Origin of the sequence: Salinicoccus sp. ID82-1, from assembly GCF_021991715.1 — a bacterium.
Classification (GTDB): domain Bacteria; phylum Bacillota; class Bacilli; order Staphylococcales; family Salinicoccaceae; genus Salinicoccus; species Salinicoccus cyprini.
Window position 1 is genome coordinate 1,010,523 of sequence record NZ_JAGFLY010000001.1, and the last position, 14,833, is coordinate 1,025,355.

General features: G+C 48.2%; 12 protein-coding genes, 24 tRNA genes, 1 rRNA gene and 1 riboswitch. Of the genes, 2 read left to right on the forward strand and 35 right to left on the reverse strand.

Going from position 1 to position 14,833, the window contains the following annotated elements:
- Window positions 1-2: 2 nt before the first annotated feature.
- The 7 genes from queG to J4760_RS05305 form a co-directional block, all read right to left on the reverse strand.
- Window positions 3-1,133, reverse strand: coding sequence for a tRNA epoxyqueuosine(34) reductase QueG (gene queG / locus J4760_RS05275; RefSeq protein ID WP_145287201.1), 1,131 nt, complete (start codon window positions 1,131-1,133; stop codon window positions 3-5).
- 123 nt (window positions 1,134-1,256) lie between these two features.
- A complete protein-coding gene (locus J4760_RS05280) occupies window positions 1,257-2,549 on the reverse strand; it encodes a D-serine ammonia-lyase (protein WP_237605010.1) in 1,293 nt (430 codons plus the stop codon).
- A 19-nt stretch (window positions 2,550-2,568) separates the two neighbouring features.
- Window positions 2,569-3,219, reverse strand: a complete 651-nt coding sequence (locus J4760_RS05285; protein ID WP_237605011.1) for an HD domain-containing protein — start codon at window positions 3,217-3,219, stop codon at window positions 2,569-2,571.
- A gap of 103 nt (window positions 3,220-3,322) precedes the next feature.
- On the reverse strand, window positions 3,323-4,528 hold the full coding sequence (locus J4760_RS05290) for a putative glycoside hydrolase (RefSeq protein ID WP_237605012.1): 1,206 nt from the start codon (window positions 4,526-4,528) through the stop codon (window positions 3,323-3,325).
- Window positions 4,525-5,397, reverse strand: a complete 873-nt coding sequence (locus J4760_RS05295; protein WP_237605013.1) for a polysaccharide deacetylase family protein — start codon at window positions 5,395-5,397, stop codon at window positions 4,525-4,527. Before J4760_RS05295 ends, J4760_RS05290 begins: the two co-directional genes overlap by 4 nt.
- Window positions 5,398-5,417: 20 nt before the next feature.
- Window positions 5,418-6,056 (reverse strand): YkyA family protein, encoded by a 639-nt coding sequence (locus J4760_RS05300; protein WP_237605014.1) that lies wholly within the window; start codon window positions 6,054-6,056, stop codon window positions 5,418-5,420.
- A gap of 171 nt (window positions 6,057-6,227) precedes the next feature.
- Complete coding sequence (locus J4760_RS05305; RefSeq protein WP_237605015.1) at window positions 6,228-6,758, reverse strand: YceI family protein; 531 nt, start codon at window positions 6,756-6,758, stop codon at window positions 6,228-6,230.
- Window positions 6,759-6,935: 177 nt separating this feature from the next.
- A riboswitch (SAM riboswitch) is annotated at window positions 6,936-7,033 on the forward strand.
- Between the two features lie 81 nt (window positions 7,034-7,114).
- Between J4760_RS05305 and J4760_RS05310 the strand changes: the two genes are divergently transcribed.
- The gene (locus J4760_RS05310; RefSeq protein ID WP_145287216.1) at window positions 7,115-8,221 is read left to right on the forward strand and encodes a 5-methyltetrahydropteroyltriglutamate--homocysteine S-methyltransferase; all 1,107 of its coding nucleotides are present in this window, start codon (window positions 7,115-7,117) and stop codon (window positions 8,219-8,221) included.
- Between the two features lie 32 nt (window positions 8,222-8,253).
- On the opposite strand, the gene J4760_RS05315 is transcribed toward J4760_RS05310, so the two are convergent.
- The gene (locus tag J4760_RS05315) at window positions 8,254-9,966 is read right to left on the reverse strand and encodes a S9 family peptidase (protein ID WP_237605016.1); all 1,713 of its coding nucleotides are present in this window, start codon (window positions 9,964-9,966) and stop codon (window positions 8,254-8,256) included.
- A gap of 112 nt (window positions 9,967-10,078) precedes the next feature.
- Here J4760_RS05315 and J4760_RS05320 point away from each other — a divergent pair, with 112 nt between their 5' ends.
- A complete protein-coding gene (locus tag J4760_RS05320) occupies window positions 10,079-10,228 on the forward strand; it encodes a sporulation protein Cse60 (RefSeq protein ID WP_237605017.1) in 150 nt (49 codons plus the stop codon).
- A gap of 43 nt (window positions 10,229-10,271) precedes the next feature.
- Here J4760_RS05320 and J4760_RS05325 read toward each other — a convergent pair whose 3' ends face one another.
- The 27 genes from J4760_RS05325 to rrf all read right to left on the reverse strand — a co-directional run bounded on the left by J4760_RS05325 (window position 10,272) and on the right by rrf (window position 14,749).
- A complete protein-coding gene (locus J4760_RS05325; protein WP_145287221.1) occupies window positions 10,272-10,931 on the reverse strand; it encodes a DUF6320 domain-containing protein in 660 nt (219 codons plus the stop codon).
- Complete coding sequence (locus J4760_RS05330; protein ID WP_237605018.1) at window positions 10,918-12,060, reverse strand: alcohol acetyltransferase; 1,143 nt, start codon at window positions 12,058-12,060, stop codon at window positions 10,918-10,920. Before J4760_RS05330 ends, J4760_RS05325 begins: the two co-directional genes overlap by 14 nt.
- A 405-nt stretch (window positions 12,061-12,465) precedes the next feature.
- Window positions 12,466-12,550, reverse strand: a tRNA-Leu gene (locus J4760_RS05335).
- Window positions 12,551-12,568: 18 nt separating this feature from the next.
- A tRNA-Arg gene (locus J4760_RS05340) sits at window positions 12,569-12,643 on the reverse strand.
- An 11-nt stretch (window positions 12,644-12,654) separates the two neighbouring features.
- A tRNA-Cys gene (locus tag J4760_RS05345) sits at window positions 12,655-12,728 on the reverse strand.
- Window positions 12,729-12,734: 6 nt separating this feature from the next.
- Window positions 12,735-12,806: transfer RNA gene (locus J4760_RS05350), tRNA-Gln, on the reverse strand.
- A 4-nt stretch (window positions 12,807-12,810) separates the two neighbouring features.
- A tRNA-His gene (locus J4760_RS05355) sits at window positions 12,811-12,886 on the reverse strand.
- Window positions 12,887-12,891: 5 nt separating this feature from the next.
- Window positions 12,892-12,965, reverse strand: a tRNA-Trp gene (locus tag J4760_RS05360).
- Window positions 12,966-12,970: 5 nt separating this feature from the next.
- A tRNA-Tyr gene (locus J4760_RS05365) sits at window positions 12,971-13,051 on the reverse strand.
- A 17-nt stretch (window positions 13,052-13,068) separates the two neighbouring features.
- Window positions 13,069-13,144: transfer RNA gene (locus J4760_RS05370), tRNA-Thr, on the reverse strand.
- Between the two features lie 8 nt (window positions 13,145-13,152).
- Window positions 13,153-13,228 (reverse strand) — tRNA-Phe (locus tag J4760_RS05375).
- Between the two features lie 14 nt (window positions 13,229-13,242).
- A tRNA-Asp gene (locus J4760_RS05380) sits at window positions 13,243-13,318 on the reverse strand.
- Between the two features lie 22 nt (window positions 13,319-13,340).
- Window positions 13,341-13,414, reverse strand: a tRNA-Met gene (locus tag J4760_RS05385).
- Window positions 13,415-13,426: 12 nt separating this feature from the next.
- Window positions 13,427-13,519: transfer RNA gene (locus J4760_RS05390), tRNA-Ser, on the reverse strand.
- 21 nt (window positions 13,520-13,540) lie between these two features.
- Window positions 13,541-13,617 (reverse strand) — tRNA-Ile (locus J4760_RS05395).
- A gap of 5 nt (window positions 13,618-13,622) precedes the next feature.
- A tRNA-Met gene (locus tag J4760_RS05400) sits at window positions 13,623-13,696 on the reverse strand.
- 22 nt (window positions 13,697-13,718) lie between these two features.
- Window positions 13,719-13,794, reverse strand: a tRNA-Ala gene (locus J4760_RS05405).
- A gap of 24 nt (window positions 13,795-13,818) precedes the next feature.
- Window positions 13,819-13,900: transfer RNA gene (locus tag J4760_RS05410), tRNA-Leu, on the reverse strand.
- A gap of 14 nt (window positions 13,901-13,914) precedes the next feature.
- Window positions 13,915-13,988: transfer RNA gene (locus J4760_RS05415), tRNA-Pro, on the reverse strand.
- A gap of 12 nt (window positions 13,989-14,000) precedes the next feature.
- Window positions 14,001-14,074, reverse strand: a tRNA-Arg gene (locus J4760_RS05420).
- Between the two features lie 19 nt (window positions 14,075-14,093).
- Window positions 14,094-14,182: transfer RNA gene (locus J4760_RS05425), tRNA-Leu, on the reverse strand.
- A gap of 7 nt (window positions 14,183-14,189) precedes the next feature.
- A tRNA-Gly gene (locus J4760_RS05430) sits at window positions 14,190-14,264 on the reverse strand.
- Between the two features lie 3 nt (window positions 14,265-14,267).
- Window positions 14,268-14,352, reverse strand: a tRNA-Leu gene (locus J4760_RS05435).
- A 5-nt stretch (window positions 14,353-14,357) separates the two neighbouring features.
- Window positions 14,358-14,430, reverse strand: a tRNA-Lys gene (locus J4760_RS05440).
- Window positions 14,431-14,450: 20 nt separating this feature from the next.
- Window positions 14,451-14,526, reverse strand: a tRNA-Thr gene (locus tag J4760_RS05445).
- A gap of 7 nt (window positions 14,527-14,533) precedes the next feature.
- Window positions 14,534-14,609: transfer RNA gene (locus J4760_RS05450), tRNA-Val, on the reverse strand.
- Between the two features lie 25 nt (window positions 14,610-14,634).
- A 5S ribosomal RNA gene (gene rrf / locus J4760_RS05455) occupies window positions 14,635-14,749 on the reverse strand.
- Window positions 14,750-14,833 lie beyond the last annotated feature (84 nt).

The following is a 14,833-nucleotide window of genomic DNA, read 5'->3' on the forward strand; positions in this document are numbered from 1 at the left end:
TCCTAGACCACTTCCTGGATGCCTTTGAGCATCTCATCTCTGACTGCTTCGTCTGTTTCCATTCTAAATCTTTCATTTATATAATCAAGTGCCCTGTCTCCTTCTATCTGGCCGACAGCCCAGTAGGCAGTCCCTTTGATCACCGGCCTCGGGTCATTCTCTGCCACACGCTTCAGCAGATCGACAGCACTTGTCTCCTTGAAATGCGCCAGTGCAATGATGGCATTGCGCTGGATGGGCTTTTTCCCTCTCCATACACCAGCCAGATGTCCGTATGTCTCCTTGAATTCCCTATTCGATATTTCAAGCAGTCCGGCAAGCTCCGGCTTCAGAATTTCAGGTTCCAGCACGATATCATCGTGATGATCGGTGTTGATGCCTTTATTTCTTGGACACACCTGCTGGCATGTATCACAGCCATACAGGCGATTGCCGATCTTGCCACGGTATTCATCCGGCAGAAATCCTTTCGTCTGGGTGAGGAATGAAATGCACTTCTGTGAATTCAGCTGTCCATTGCCGACCAGTGCACCCGTCGGGCAGCGGTCGACACACAGATTGCAGTCGCCGCATGAGTCGATCAGTTCCTCATCCGGTGGAAATGGATAGCTCGTAAGCATCTCGCCGAGGTATGAGTATGTGCCAAGTTCCGGATTGATGACAAAACCATTCTTTCCAATATAGCCGAGACCACTGCGTCTCGCGACTTCCCTATCACTCATGACGCCCGTATCCACCATGGACTTCGTTTCGATGTCAGGATCAAGAGATTTGATATACGCTTCGAGCTTTTCAAGCCGTCTGTTGAGCAGCGTATGGTAGTCGACGCCCCACGAAGCACGGGCAAAGAGTCCGCGCCGCTCGCCTTTTCTGCTCTTCGGCGCATCGGGCAGCCGGTTCGGATAGCCGACGGCAATCGAGATGATGCTCTCTGCAGAACTGAGCGACAGTTTCGGATCCGTCCGCTCATCAATCGTTCCTTTCTCAAAGCCTGAGGCATACCCTTTCGCATGATAGTCGATCAGCTTCTCCCTGAGCTCATGGAACGGCTCTGCATGGGTGAATCCGATCTCATCGATGCCTATGGAATGTGCATAGTCGATGACCTTCTGCTTGAATTCGTGTCTATTCATATTTTCACCTGCCTTTCCTTATGAATTCTTTATTTGAAGCTGGTCATATGCGAAATTGCAATCATTATATTATACATTCACTTTTCCTGTCTGACAAACAGAAAGACCATCCATTCAGACAGTCTACCTGCCCGCCTCATAGTCCGACTGCCATTCTGCATCCGGCACCATGCTGCCGCCTGTACTCCACACGATATGCGTCGCATTACTCAGATGAGGGTCTTCCGGATGCTGATGGATTATGGCGGGGCCCGGGAAACCGGTTGCTGCTGAAGGTTCCATCTTCATATTCTCAAGGTCATGCGCTGCAGCCAAAAGAGCGTGCATTTCTGCATCTTCCACTGTAAAGAATGAGTGGATGTGCTTCTCAAGCATTCTGCCGACAAACTTTGATGGTCTGCCGACAGCAAGGCCATCAGCAGTCGTACGATTATCGAGGCCAATATCACCCACCGCAATATCATCATGCAATCCAGTCAAAATACCGAGCAGCATGCACGGTGACTGGACCGGTTCTGCAAAGACCGGATGGACAGCATCCCCGAAAACCTGCTTCAGACCGAAACTGATGCCACCAGGCGCACTTCCGACGCCGCATGGCAGATAGACATACAGGGGATGCTCGGCATCGACCTTGACACCCTCGGTGTCAAGCTGATCCTTGAGTCGCAATGCGGATACAGCATAGCCAAGAAATAAAGGTACTGAATCCTCGTCGTCAATAAAGTAGCTGTGGTCATCCTGAAGTGCCACTTCACGTCCCGCTTCTACAGCCTTGCTGTAATCATCTTCATGTTCGACGACCATGACACCGCGCTCACGCAGCATGTCCTTCTTCCACTGCTTCGCATCACTCGACATATGGATGATTACTTTGAAGCCGAGTTCAGCACTGATGATGCCGATGCTGAGGCCGAGGTTCCCTGTCGACCCACAAACAATCGTATGCTCTGAAAAGAACTGATGAAACTTCTCGGACCGGAACTGCGCATAATCATCATCCGGGACAATCATATTATGCTCAACGGCAAGATCTTCTGCATGTTTGAGTACTTCATAGATGCCGCCTCTTGCTTTGACGGAGCCGGACACCGGAAGGCGATCATCCGCTTTGACATACACTGCGCCACTAATGCTGGCATTATACTTTTCATTCAAGTGCTGTTTCATTTCACCCACTTCGATCAATGGGGACTCTATTACACCGTTATGAGGCTGTGTTTCAGGAAAAGCCGCTTCTATGAATGGAGCAAAACGTGCGAGACGCGCCTCTGCTTCCATGATATCCGACATCTTTAAAGTCCAGCCCGCATCATCCGGATCAAACCTCGCATAATGTTCATTTTTCCAAAAGACAGTATGATATCCCGCCATAGTTTCAGTAATCGGATAGCTATCAAATAATGGGTTCTTCATAGCACACTCTCCATCCCGTTTATATTTTGCCGTCCCACTCCGCATAGAACTGTTCCAGGTAGTTTTCCATGAACTGATGCCGTGCCTCTGCAACCGCCTTTGCAGTATCCGTATGCATAAGGAACTTCAGTTTCAGCAGTTTTTCGTAGAAATGGCTGATCATCGTATTGTCTTCCTGGCTATACTGCTCGAATGTCATATTTTCACGTACCTGTGTGTCCGGATGGTGCATATCATGCCCTTTATTTCCGCCATATACGAAAGTCCGCGCAATGCCGACTGCGCCAAGTGCATCCAGACGGTCCGCATCCTGCACGATTGCATCCTCAAGCGATTCCACCTTGACCGCATTGGTTCCCCCTTTGAAGGATACAGCCTGCATGGCATGGACGATGCGCCGTATGGTATCCGCCTCCACATCCCGCTCATCCAGAAACCTTTCTATCTCATCAATCTGCTGATCCACATTGCCGGTCAGCTTATAGTCGATCATGTCATGAAAGAGCGCCGCCACTTCGATGATGAAGCGGTCTCCCCCCTCTTCGTCCTGCAGCGAGAGGGCGTTGTTATACACACGCATGATATGCCAGTAGTCATGCCCTGTTGCATCCTGTGCATGAAAATCATGCACCCATTTTTTCGCGTCCTCAATAATATGGCTGTGGTCCATCTGCTCTGCTCCTTTTACGGTTGTTATTGCCTTGTTAAAATCATTATCAAATAAAATGAAGACCATGTCGAGGGACATGATCTCCATTATGTGTTTGTTACTATTATTGCGCTCCATCATCGGCATAATCCACGCCTCGCGTATATCTGTTCGAGGCATCCCACAGCAGGAACTCCTGTACGCCATTATCGTAAAGGGCCTGCACCTGTGCTTCGATTTCTTCGACACCATACTGCTTATAGTTTCCAGCGCCCAGATATGAAGCAGTGAAGTCCTGGAGCCAAGGCCGGGATACAGGAGCATCTTCAAGCTGTCCAAGTACTTCATTTTCTACCCTCATGTATTCCGAAATGGTTTCATACGGTTCAAGGTCGGGTTTCGGAATTTCGAAATAGCCGTTTCCCCAATGGCTCGGATAGATCATGGATGAGATGACATCGACATTGCTCGCTATCTTGGAGAAGTTCTGGCCGATGCCGGGCGCTTCCGGCAAGGTGGCTGCATAGCCGAAGATGTCGACGGACACATCCACATCGTATGGCTCGAGCGCTTGTCGCGCATATGCTACAAAATCAGTCACAGCAGCAACGCGCTTGTCGACTGCATTCATATCCGCATTCTCATATTCGCCCATCGTGTACTCGAGTGTATCTGCGCGGTGTTCAAACCCTTCGGGGAAGCGGACATAGTCGAACTGGATTTCCTTGAATCCCAGTTTTGCAGCCTGCTTCGCCACCTCCACGTTATAGTCCCATACTTCTTTTGAGAAAGGATTGACGAAGCTTTCTCCACGACCATTCTTCCACACATTGCCGTTCTGATCCGTGAAGGAGAGCTCGGGTCTTGCTTCGGCCAGCTGTGAATCCTTGAAGACGACGACACGAGCAATTGGATATATTTCTTCCTGCTCCATATGTGTCATCAGCTTTTCGGGATCCACATAATCATAGGAAAGCGACTGGATCGTCTCGTTGTCGGAATCAAGATCCATCATCATGTAGCCTTCGTCCTCTTTGACATCGATGACCATCGCATTCAGCGCTGTATTTGAAATGAGACCGGTCAGATCATCCATTCTTGCGCCACCCGCGGAATATCCAGATACATAGATGCCCTTGACCCCCGACTCCGGATAGGCGATATCGACGCCGCTGTCATACTTGAACTGCTCTGGAAATTCCTCCGGTACACTCAGCAGAGGACCTTCATGCAGATCCAGCACCGAAGTTTCCGCCGCACTTGCTTCCGATGCAATAAATAGTGTTGAAAATAGAAGTGCTATTGCTGAACCAATCATACGTCCGCTCATTCGGCTGCCGCCTCTCTTTCCGGAGATGAAATTTTGTCCGGATCTACGATGGTATACCCTTTGCCTCTCAGACCTTCGACAATATCGGCAGAGGCATCCCGTGTCCAGGCACGATCATGCATGAGCAGATTGGCACCGGCGTTGAGATATTCCGAGTTGACCATGATGTCCGCCAGAGCATCCGCTTCCTGATAGGCTGCCTCCCAATCGTAACCGTACGTCCAGTTCATCAGTACCATCCCCTGTTCACTGGCAATCCGGCTTGATGTTTCGGTATTCTGTCCGAAAGGGGCACGGAAAAAGCGGGGCCGCTCACCTGTAATCTCTTCAACCAGATCATTTGTCTCCACTATCTCCGCGCGCTGTGCTTCTGGTGAAAGATCCGGCAGGCTGGCATGCGTCTGTGTATGGTTGCCGATTTCAAAACCCATTTCATGGATCGTGTTGAGAGCATCCCTGCCCGCTTCCGATTCAAGATACATTCCATTGACAAAGAATATGGCCGGCGCGTCATGCTGTGCAAGTATTTCAGCAATCCGGACAGCATGACCATCCGGTGCGTCATCATATGTCAGCAGGGCGACCTGCGGCTCTGCACTGCTGCCTTCGATCGGCTGTATTGCATATGTATTTTCGTTGACACTATACTCATATGCTGCTTGTTCAACCGGTTTTGGCAATTCCACTGTTTCAGCTTCTTCCGTCACTTCTTCCACAGTTGATTCTTCAGTTGATTCCGGCTGCTCTTCGTTTGCCGCCTGGTGTGAGGATGCGTCGGCGTTCGATTCATCTTCAGGACTATCGTTCTGACAGCCGGCAAATAGTATACTGCCGCAGCACATCAATAGAAGTACTCTTTTCTTCATCATGTCCATCTCCTTTGGTAACATCATTCATCGGCTGCTGCGTCGAGCTGTGAGGAAAGGTCACCCTGCATATTCTGCAAGGCAGCAATCTCCGTATCCAGTTCGACAAGCAGTGACTGCGTCTTTTCGCGACTGTCATTGATGGACTCTATCCCTGTCTTGAAATTTTCATATGTAGTGTCATCCTGCCCCAGGGATTCGAAATAATCCCTCTGCTGTTCAAGGTCTTCTCCATACTTCGCTGCAAACGCATCAATGGATTCGTTCAAGGATTGGATGGTATTTTCAACCTCATCGACGGTTTCTTCAGAAACGCTCTGTACATCAATTTCTGCAAACTTTTCCTTCTGCTCGGTAAGTTCACTGCTGATGCCATCGAGATTCTCCAATGCCTGCTTTCTTTCATCGATATTAGTAAAGACAGCAGCAGACCCGTCAGAAAAAGAACTCAAATCTTCATCTTCCGATATACCCGTTTGAAATGCATTCTGGAGCTGGCTCTCCAGTTCCATCACCTGCTGCAGTTCCGAAACAGCAGATGCCTGTTTTTCTTCCGATCCATCAAGTGCCTGCTGGATGCTTTCGATATCATTGCTGCATGCTGACAGCAGCATGATCGACACAGCTGCACCTGATAGAAGTTTTCTTTTCTTCATTCCCATGTGCCATCTCCTTTATTGAGGGACTTCTCGCGAGTATAACAGTTCTGAATTTTATTGTAAATTGAGGAAATGACTTCTGACAATTGCTTTTGTCCCCAGTTTATACATCAAAAAAACCACGGAGAGTGAAAAATCACTTCCCGTGGCCAGTTGAACCGGATACTGCCTATTCTATTTGCTCTGCTCGGAGAACTGAAGTTCGAGCATCGCCTTGACGTCCTTGCTGACAAGTACACCGCCAGTTTCAAGCTGCTGGTTCCATGTCAGGCCGAAGTCTTCACGATTGATTGTAAACTCAGTTTCAAAGCCATGCACTTCCTGCCCCCAAGGATTTGTGCCCTTGCCATTGTACTGCAGGTCGATGCTCATCTCCTTGGTGATGCCATTGATTGTTGCATTGCCCTCGACGGTCACTGTATCCCCATTTTTCGTAACATTGCTTGATTTGAAGATGATTTTGGGATTCTTCTCAACGTTGAAGAAATCTTCTGATTTCAAGTGCGCATCACGATCTGCATTTTTTGTGCTGATGCTCTCTACGTCTATTTCTGCATACACTTCAGCATTCTCGAATGTTTCCAGCTTGTCTGTGTCCACTTCAAATATAAATGATTCGAAGTACCCTTTCACTTTTGAAACCATCATATGTTTAACTTGAAAGCCGACTTCGGAGTGCGCTGGATCTGATACGAATTTTGTCATTGTAATCCCTCCAGAAAATATTATCTCTAATTAAAGACAATTCAATATTACAATACACACTTACTTTTAGCAAGTTATTTATACTTTATTTATAAAAATGGTTATAGTCAATCTTACTGCTTCACTTGACAGAAAATTCTTTATCCTTTAGAGTACTCACTAATATAATAATTACAACTCTTATCCAGAGAGGTGGAGGGACTGGCCCGATGAAACCTCAGCAACGTACATGAAGTGTCGTGCTAAATCCAGAGAGCCATGCTCGCAGATGAGATAAACGGGTGTTCATCCCCAATTTATCTTAACCGGATAAGTTGGGGATTTATTATATTAAAATTTGAAAATGAGGGATTAAAATGACAAAAACTACAGTGCAGGCACCATTCAAAGCGGATCATGTGGGCAGTCTTCTGCGGCCTGACAGCATCCACCAGGCGAGAAAGGACTACGCCCAGGATAAGATATCTTATGCAGAACTGAGGGAGATTGAAACAGAAGAGATCAAGCGTGTTGTCGACAAGCAGATCGAGGTGGGACTCAAAGCAGTTACAGATGGAGAGTTCAGACGCCGCTTCTGGCACACTGATTTCCTGGAGCACCTGGATGGTGTGGAAGGCTACATACCGGACCACGGCTACCAGTTCGACGGCATTGAAACGGAAAGATACAACATCCGAGTAACCGGCAAAGTATCTTTCAACCCTGACCATCCCCACGTGGCCGACTTCAAGGAATTCAAGGAGATCGTCGGTGATCGTGCAGTAGCCAAACAGACCATTCCGAGCCCGAACCAGCTGTTCAATGCGGGTGTTAGAAACCTCGATATCTATCCTGACGTCGAGGAATATGCGGATGATGTCATCAAAGCCTATCAGGATGCCATACAGGCCTTCTACGATGCCGGCTGCCGATATCTCCAGCTGGATGATGTGTATATCGCCGGCCTCAGTGCCCCTGAAGTTCCGTTCAATGACAGCGGCTACGACAGGGAGACGCTGATCGACCTCGCATTGAGAGTCGCCAATGGTGCACTTGAGAAGAAGCCGGATGACCTTGTAGTGACGACTCACTTGTGCCGTGGAAACTACAGATCCAAGTGGGCATTTGAAGGCAGCTATGCCAAAATTGCTCCTGTGCTGTTCGCCAAAGAGCAGGTGGACGGTTTCTTCCTCGAGTATGATGATGACCGTTCCGGAGATTTTGAACCATTGGCGCATATCCCTGAGAATGGCCCCCAGGTTGTTCTCGGCCTGTTCACTTCCAAGCATGGTGAACTGGAAAATGCTGATGTTATCAAGGAACGTGTCGAGGAAGCCAGACAATACGTATCAAAAGACCAGATCTGCCTGAGCCCTCAATGTGGATTTGCCTCCACACACCATGGTAATGAGCTCACAGAGGAAGCACAGTGGGCAAAATTGAAGTATATCGTTTCTCTTTCCGACGAGCTGTTGAGTGAATAAAAATAGGAAGCACCTTTCGGTGCTTCCTATTTTTACGCTTTTGTGTGGTACGCAGCAAGAAATTCAGTAATCTTTCGGTTCATATCCTGAAGGTTTTCCCGATGCATGAAAGTATGACCTTCATTGCCATAGGCTGTAAAAGTTACATCCTGCCCGCTTTCTGTCATGGCGTCCGCCATCTGCACGGATTCAGTATATGGCACACGTGAATCATGATGACTATGGAATATCATCAGAGGGGCAGTGATTGCCCTGCTTCTGGAAAGCGGAGAGATATCATCCAGAAACGCACCATGCGCCTCTATGGAACCATACTCGGCTGCTCTCAGGCTGCGTCTCCATGGGGGCGTATGCCGAAAGAATGTCCTTAAATGCGATATGCCGACAATATCCACTGCAGCAGTCCACAGATCCGGATGATGCGTGACCAGCAGCAGTGTCATCAGACCACCGTAGCTTCTGCCCATTACACTGATATTCCAATCATCTGCATACCCTGCTTCAATCAGATGCTGTCTCAATTCCACGATATCCTGCATCGCAGCAAGCCGCTTCTCCTTATCATCCGCTTCAAGATAGGCGCGTCCGTATCCCATACTGCCGCGTATATTCGGTACAGCCACAGAGAGACCCGCCCTGTTCAGGCGATGGTAGAGTGCATTGAATTCCGGTCTGGCCTGTGATTCCGGTCCGCCGTGGATATGGATGACAGCCCCTCCAGCCGAGCTTGCTTCGTAGATGAAATATGGAATCTCCAATCCATCGAACGACGGATAGCCTGCCATGCGCCACGCTACTTTTTCAGCTTTCCCATTATCGGCAATCACTTCAGAATTCTTCCGGGTGAGGTGATAACGGTGGATCAGGTGGGGCTGATCCACGGAGGAATAGATCAAAAAGACATTATCACCCTCCCCAACAGCCATTGAATGGACTACACCTTCCTTTTCAAAAGGCAGTTCGGCCACTTCCCATGTTGCGAGATCCAAGGTGTACAGCGAAGAGCAGCCATTTTCATTGCATGACAGCAACGCTCTGCGATTGTCTTCAAACAATTTGAAATGCTCGATATCCCAATGGAAGCTGGTCCGTTTCTCATATGTACCATTCTCGAGATCGACTTCGTATATATTTTTAAAACCGTCGGCCAGGTCACTGAGGCATAGGCATGTATTCCGGACAAACTTGAAATTTGCATACCTCGCCTGTGGAAATTGGAGTGTCTTCACTTTCCCCGTCTCCGCGTCAAAAATTATCAACGTCTGATCGACATTATTCACATCCGTCGACATCAGGAACCGTCCACGTGACAGTTCATGGATGAAATGGACGGGAGCGTCGAAAGTGCGAATAATATCAACAGCACCCGCTTCATCGATTGTGCATAATTCGAAAGCCGAGGATTCATGATGGTTGCGGATGACTGTATACGTATGCTTCTCTTTATCGTACATGCCAAAATAATGAAAATAATCCGGCTGATCGGTCAACATCGTCAGGTCTTTGCCATCGAATGCATGATACTGGTTTCTTTCATTGCCATGATAGTCGATTGCAACTGTAATATGCCCCCCCTCAATCCAGAAGTTCTTTACATTCTGATCAGATCCGGTGAGCCTTTGCTTCTGTCCGCCATCAATATTCATTTTCCATAACTGCTGCGTGCCACTCTCACTGCTGATGAAATAAAGGCTTTGTTCTTCGCTATGATATTTGAGATTCATATATTTGATGTAGTCCTTCAATTCGTATCTCCCCCTTAGCCACTACTTTACCATTTCCGACGCATTATTACGTGACTTTTCAGTCAATTTAAGGAGATAATATGATTAAACGATAATGAGGGGATGAAGCTTAATGAAGGTGAAGACCATAAGTGCCATGACGGAGAAAGGCCTTGATAAGAAAGTGAACGAATTTCTATATGAGAACCATCAGATAGAAATCATCGATATCAAGTTCTCATATGGCAGCACACTTGCTGTGCTGATCATCTATAAGCAATAATAAAAGAGCCCTCCACTTCGATTGAAGTAGAGGGCTCTCGCCTTTATATATGAAGTCTTCTGCTCAACTGGGTCCATAGGGTCTGATGGGCAAACACACCAAAAAACACAATCAGCATGAAGGCATACAGACTGGCGACTGCACTCGGCCAGATAACTGTAGCATGACCCGAGAAATACAGTGCGGCCGGCAGAAAGCTCAGTGCAATCATCAGGATGGAACTGATATACCCCTTCCACTTAAGACGCTTCGTCAGGATTGAGAGTGTCACCATCACGAGACCGGCAACGATGAGGAAAGGGACTGCATAGTTGATCGACCACCTGAGGAAGCCCGACTGTGAATCGATAAGCAGGAGCAGCAGCGTCAGACTCGCAACCTGGCCGACAATCTTGCTGCCAAGATGGGATTTCGACAGAATCGTATGATTCAATGAAATCACTGCATAGGCAACAGAACCCATGACATAGAATACCCATAGAAAATGCGGCATGATGATCAGATTGATGAATATGCATGCCAGTATGATGGAAAGACCTGCAAATACCGCAATTCTCGGTGCCTTTCTTTTGCCCAATGACTGCCTGTCATAAGCCGGATATGTTCTATTCTCCATCTTGGAATCGATGGATGCCAACTGCTGGCTGCATAGCGGACATATATTATGCTTCGTATTGATAGTGCACTGTTCACAATGGTTCATTGCTGTTCCCCCACTCATTGGAATTGATCTCTATTTCAAGGCCGGTCAACCGTTTCAATTCTATGAAAAAATCCCTTACAATATCCGTTTCCGCTATCGACAGTGTAAACGTAATTGTCATGCGGCCATTAATCGTTCCGGCCGCACAGCTGATTGGACTTCTGCTTGTTGGATACAGGGCAATATCCATGCGTTCAACGTACGCTTCCATGGACTTCGGTAATTTTACGTTCCCCATGTTCGATAGCGTCATCGACTTTGTCCGCTCACCGATGTGATTGAATCCATACCTCATTGCAGGATATTTGAGAAATATTGGTATGATGCGTGTCATCATCCCTCTCTGCAGCTGGAAATGGTGGTTGATCCCCTTCTGCAGGCTTTCCTTGGCAGTACGGGATACGAGCTTCATTGCAACTTCATCAAGTATCTCTTCGAAATTTGTGTCATCTTCCACTTTAACACCTATATTGGCTACCGCAAAGAAGTTTCTCATCGTCCTTGATGGGAACTGACGTCTCAGATTGACAGGCAGCGCGACTGCTATCGGTTCATGCCCCGTATGCTGGTTGCTGATGACCTTGATCAGAAGCGCTGTCAGAAACGCAGTGAGTGTCGTGCCGTGACCTTTTGCGTGACGGTTCAGAGCATTTCCATCCATTATACCATGGATGACACTGATACCTGCAGTATCAAGTGCTGTACCTGTAATCTGATAGGCAGGATCTTCTTTCATTCTGATCGACTTTCTATCATTCTTATAAGCATACTTTTCGAAGCTGTCTTCGATTTCTTCTGTACCTGGTAGATCCTGTGGCAGAAGTATCATATTATCATGATGAATATTTTTCCTTTTGAGAAGCAGATACTGGTAGACAAGCGTCTTCAGAAATTCCATCGCACCACTGCCATCCGTAAGGGAGTGGAAAACTTCAAAAGATATTCTGTTGTTATAGTATATGACACGGATCAAGTATCCGCTACTGGTTTTTGGATTAATGGGGGCACAGGGGTAGGTCTCCTCTTCCTGCACCATGAGCTTCTGATCATTCTTCTCAAGATAATCCCAGAACAGTCCTTTCCTCAGTGAAACAGTCAATGTTGGAAAACGGCGGACAATCTGATCCAATGCTTGCTGAAGCACCTCTCGATCTATTCTTTCCGTCAAAATCATAGAGACTCTGAAAACAAAGGAATTTTCCGCGTTTGATAACGCATGAAAAATCTTTCCTGTATTATCAATCTTATACCACTGATCTGACATGCAGCATTCCTTCCTCTCTATGGCCTTCATGCCAGTATGACATATTTGGAAGTGTAATGCTTGTATCAGGTGATCACTCAGAAGCGTCTATCGCCTTTGAAGTATTTCCTTGACCAGTAATGCAACGTTCTTCGGTTTTTCTTTAGTATTCGTATTATCTCCTCCTTCTTGTTTCAAGTCGCAAAAAAAGACAGTCAGGATGAAATGTTTCATCCTGACCGCCATCGGCAATTTTAGATATACCATTTATATTTAATAGAAGACTTCTAATACCACCGGTCGGGTTTGAACCGACACTCCCGCAAAGGGAACTGGATTTTGAGTCCAGCGCGTCTGCCAATTCCGCCACGGTGGCCCAGTATTAACAAATTTATGGAGCGGAAGATAGGATTTGAACCTATGTCTTGCTTCAGGTAGAAGCCTGTTCTGAACACTAAACTACTTCCGCAATCTAACTAATGGAGGCGCCAACCGGATTTGAACCGGTGATAGAGGATTTGCAGTCCTCGGCCTTACCACTTGGCTATGGCGCCTTGAAGCTGGGCTAGCAGGATTCGAACCTGCGCATGACGGTACCAAAAACCGTTGCCTTACCGCTTGGCGATAGCCCAATAATGGGGCGGCTGATGGGGATCGAACCCACGCATGCCGGAACCACAATCCGGTGTGTTAACCACTTCACCACAACCGCCATCTTGGCAGGGGTAGTAGGAATTGAACCCACATCAAAGGTTTTGGAGACCTCTATTCTACCATTGAACTATACCCCTATGAGTGGAGGGGGGCAGATTCGAACTGCCGAACCCGAAGGAGCGGATTTACAGTCCGCCGCGTTTAGCCACTTCGCTACCCCTCCATGATACACTGAAAAAATGGTGCCGGCCAGAGGAATCGAACCCCCAACCTACTGATTACAAGTCAGTTGCTCTGCCAATTGAGCTAGACCGGCAACACAAATGGTGGTTCAGGACGGAATCGAACCGCCGACACTGTGAGCTTCAATCACATGCTCTACCGACTGAGCTACTGAACCACTACTTATTAGAATGGCGGTCCCGACGGGAATCGAACCCGCGATCTCCTGCGTGACAGGCAGGCATGTTAACCGCTACACCACGGGACCACATATAAATAAAAAAAGAAAATTGCGGGAGGTGGATTTGAACCACCGACCTCCGGGTTATGAGCCCGACGAGCTTCCAGACTGCTCTATCCCGCGATAATAATAAAATGGCGGAGGAAGAGGGATTCGAACCCCCGCGAGCCGTTAAGCCCCTGTCGGTTTTCAAGACCGGTCCCTTCAGCCAGACTTGGGTATTCCTCCGTAAGATATACAATTAAAGCATGGTGGACCTTGCAGGACTCGAACCTGCGACCCAACGGTTATGAGCCGTTTGCTCTGACCAACTGAGCTAAAGGTCCAATAATGGCGGTGGAGGGGATCGAACCCCCGACCTCACGGGTATGAACCGTACGCTCTAGCCAGCTGAGCTACGCCGCCATGAAAATTATATTGAGTAAAATGGTGGAGACTAGCGGGATCGAACCGCTGACCTCCTGCGTGCAAAGCAGGCGCTCTCCCAGCTGAGCTAAGCCCCCATTTTATGATAAAAGAAATTCCGATGCGGGTGAAGGGAGTCGAACCCCCACGCCCGAAGGCGCTAGATCCTAAATCTAGTGCGTCTGCCAGTTCCGCCACACCCGCATATTTCTTAAGAGTCGGGAAGACAGGATTCGAACCTGCGACCCCTTGGTCCCAAACCAAGTGCTCTACCAAGCTGAGCTACTTCCCGTGATTATTAAAGCGCGCCCGAGAGGAGTCGAACCCCTAACCTCTTGATCCGTAGTCAAACGCTCTATCCAATTGAGCTACGGGCGCATCATATAAGGTTTTAAACTGGTGCCGAGGACCGGAATCGAACCGGTACGGTAATTACTTACCGCAGGATTTTAAGTCCTGTGCGTCTGCCAGTTCCGCCACCCCGGCGTAATAATGGAGCGGAAGACGGGATTCGAACCCGCGACCCCCACCTTGGCAAGGTGATGTTCTACCACTGAACTACTTCCGCGAATGGTGCGGGTGAAGGGAGTCGAACCCCCACGCCCGAAGGCGCTAGATCCTAAATCTAGTGCGTCTGCCAGTTCCGCCACACCCGCATATGTGAGCCATAGAGGATTCGAACCTCTGACCCTCTGATTAAAAGTCAGATGCTCTACCAACTGAGCTAATGGCTCATATACATATAATGATTAAATGGTGCCGGCCAGAGGAATCGAACCCCCAACCTACTGATTACAAGTCAGTTGCTCTGCCAATTGAGCTAGACCGGCGAATGAATGGTGGAGAATGACGGGTTCGAACCGCCGACCCTCTGCTTGTAAGGCAGATGCTCTCCCAGCTGAGCTAATTCTCCAAAGATTAATATTAAAATGTATACTGCCCGGCGGCGTCCTACTCTCACGGGACGTCAGTCCAACTACCATCGGCGCTGGAGAGCTTAACTGCTGTGTTCGGCATGGGAACAGGTGGGGCCTCTCCGCCATTGCCACCGGACAATATGAAACTGAAAGTACATCGGTAGCGCCGCCAATGCGGCGTACTGACCTGCTAAATGCTGAAGCATCAAGCAGCTCATGC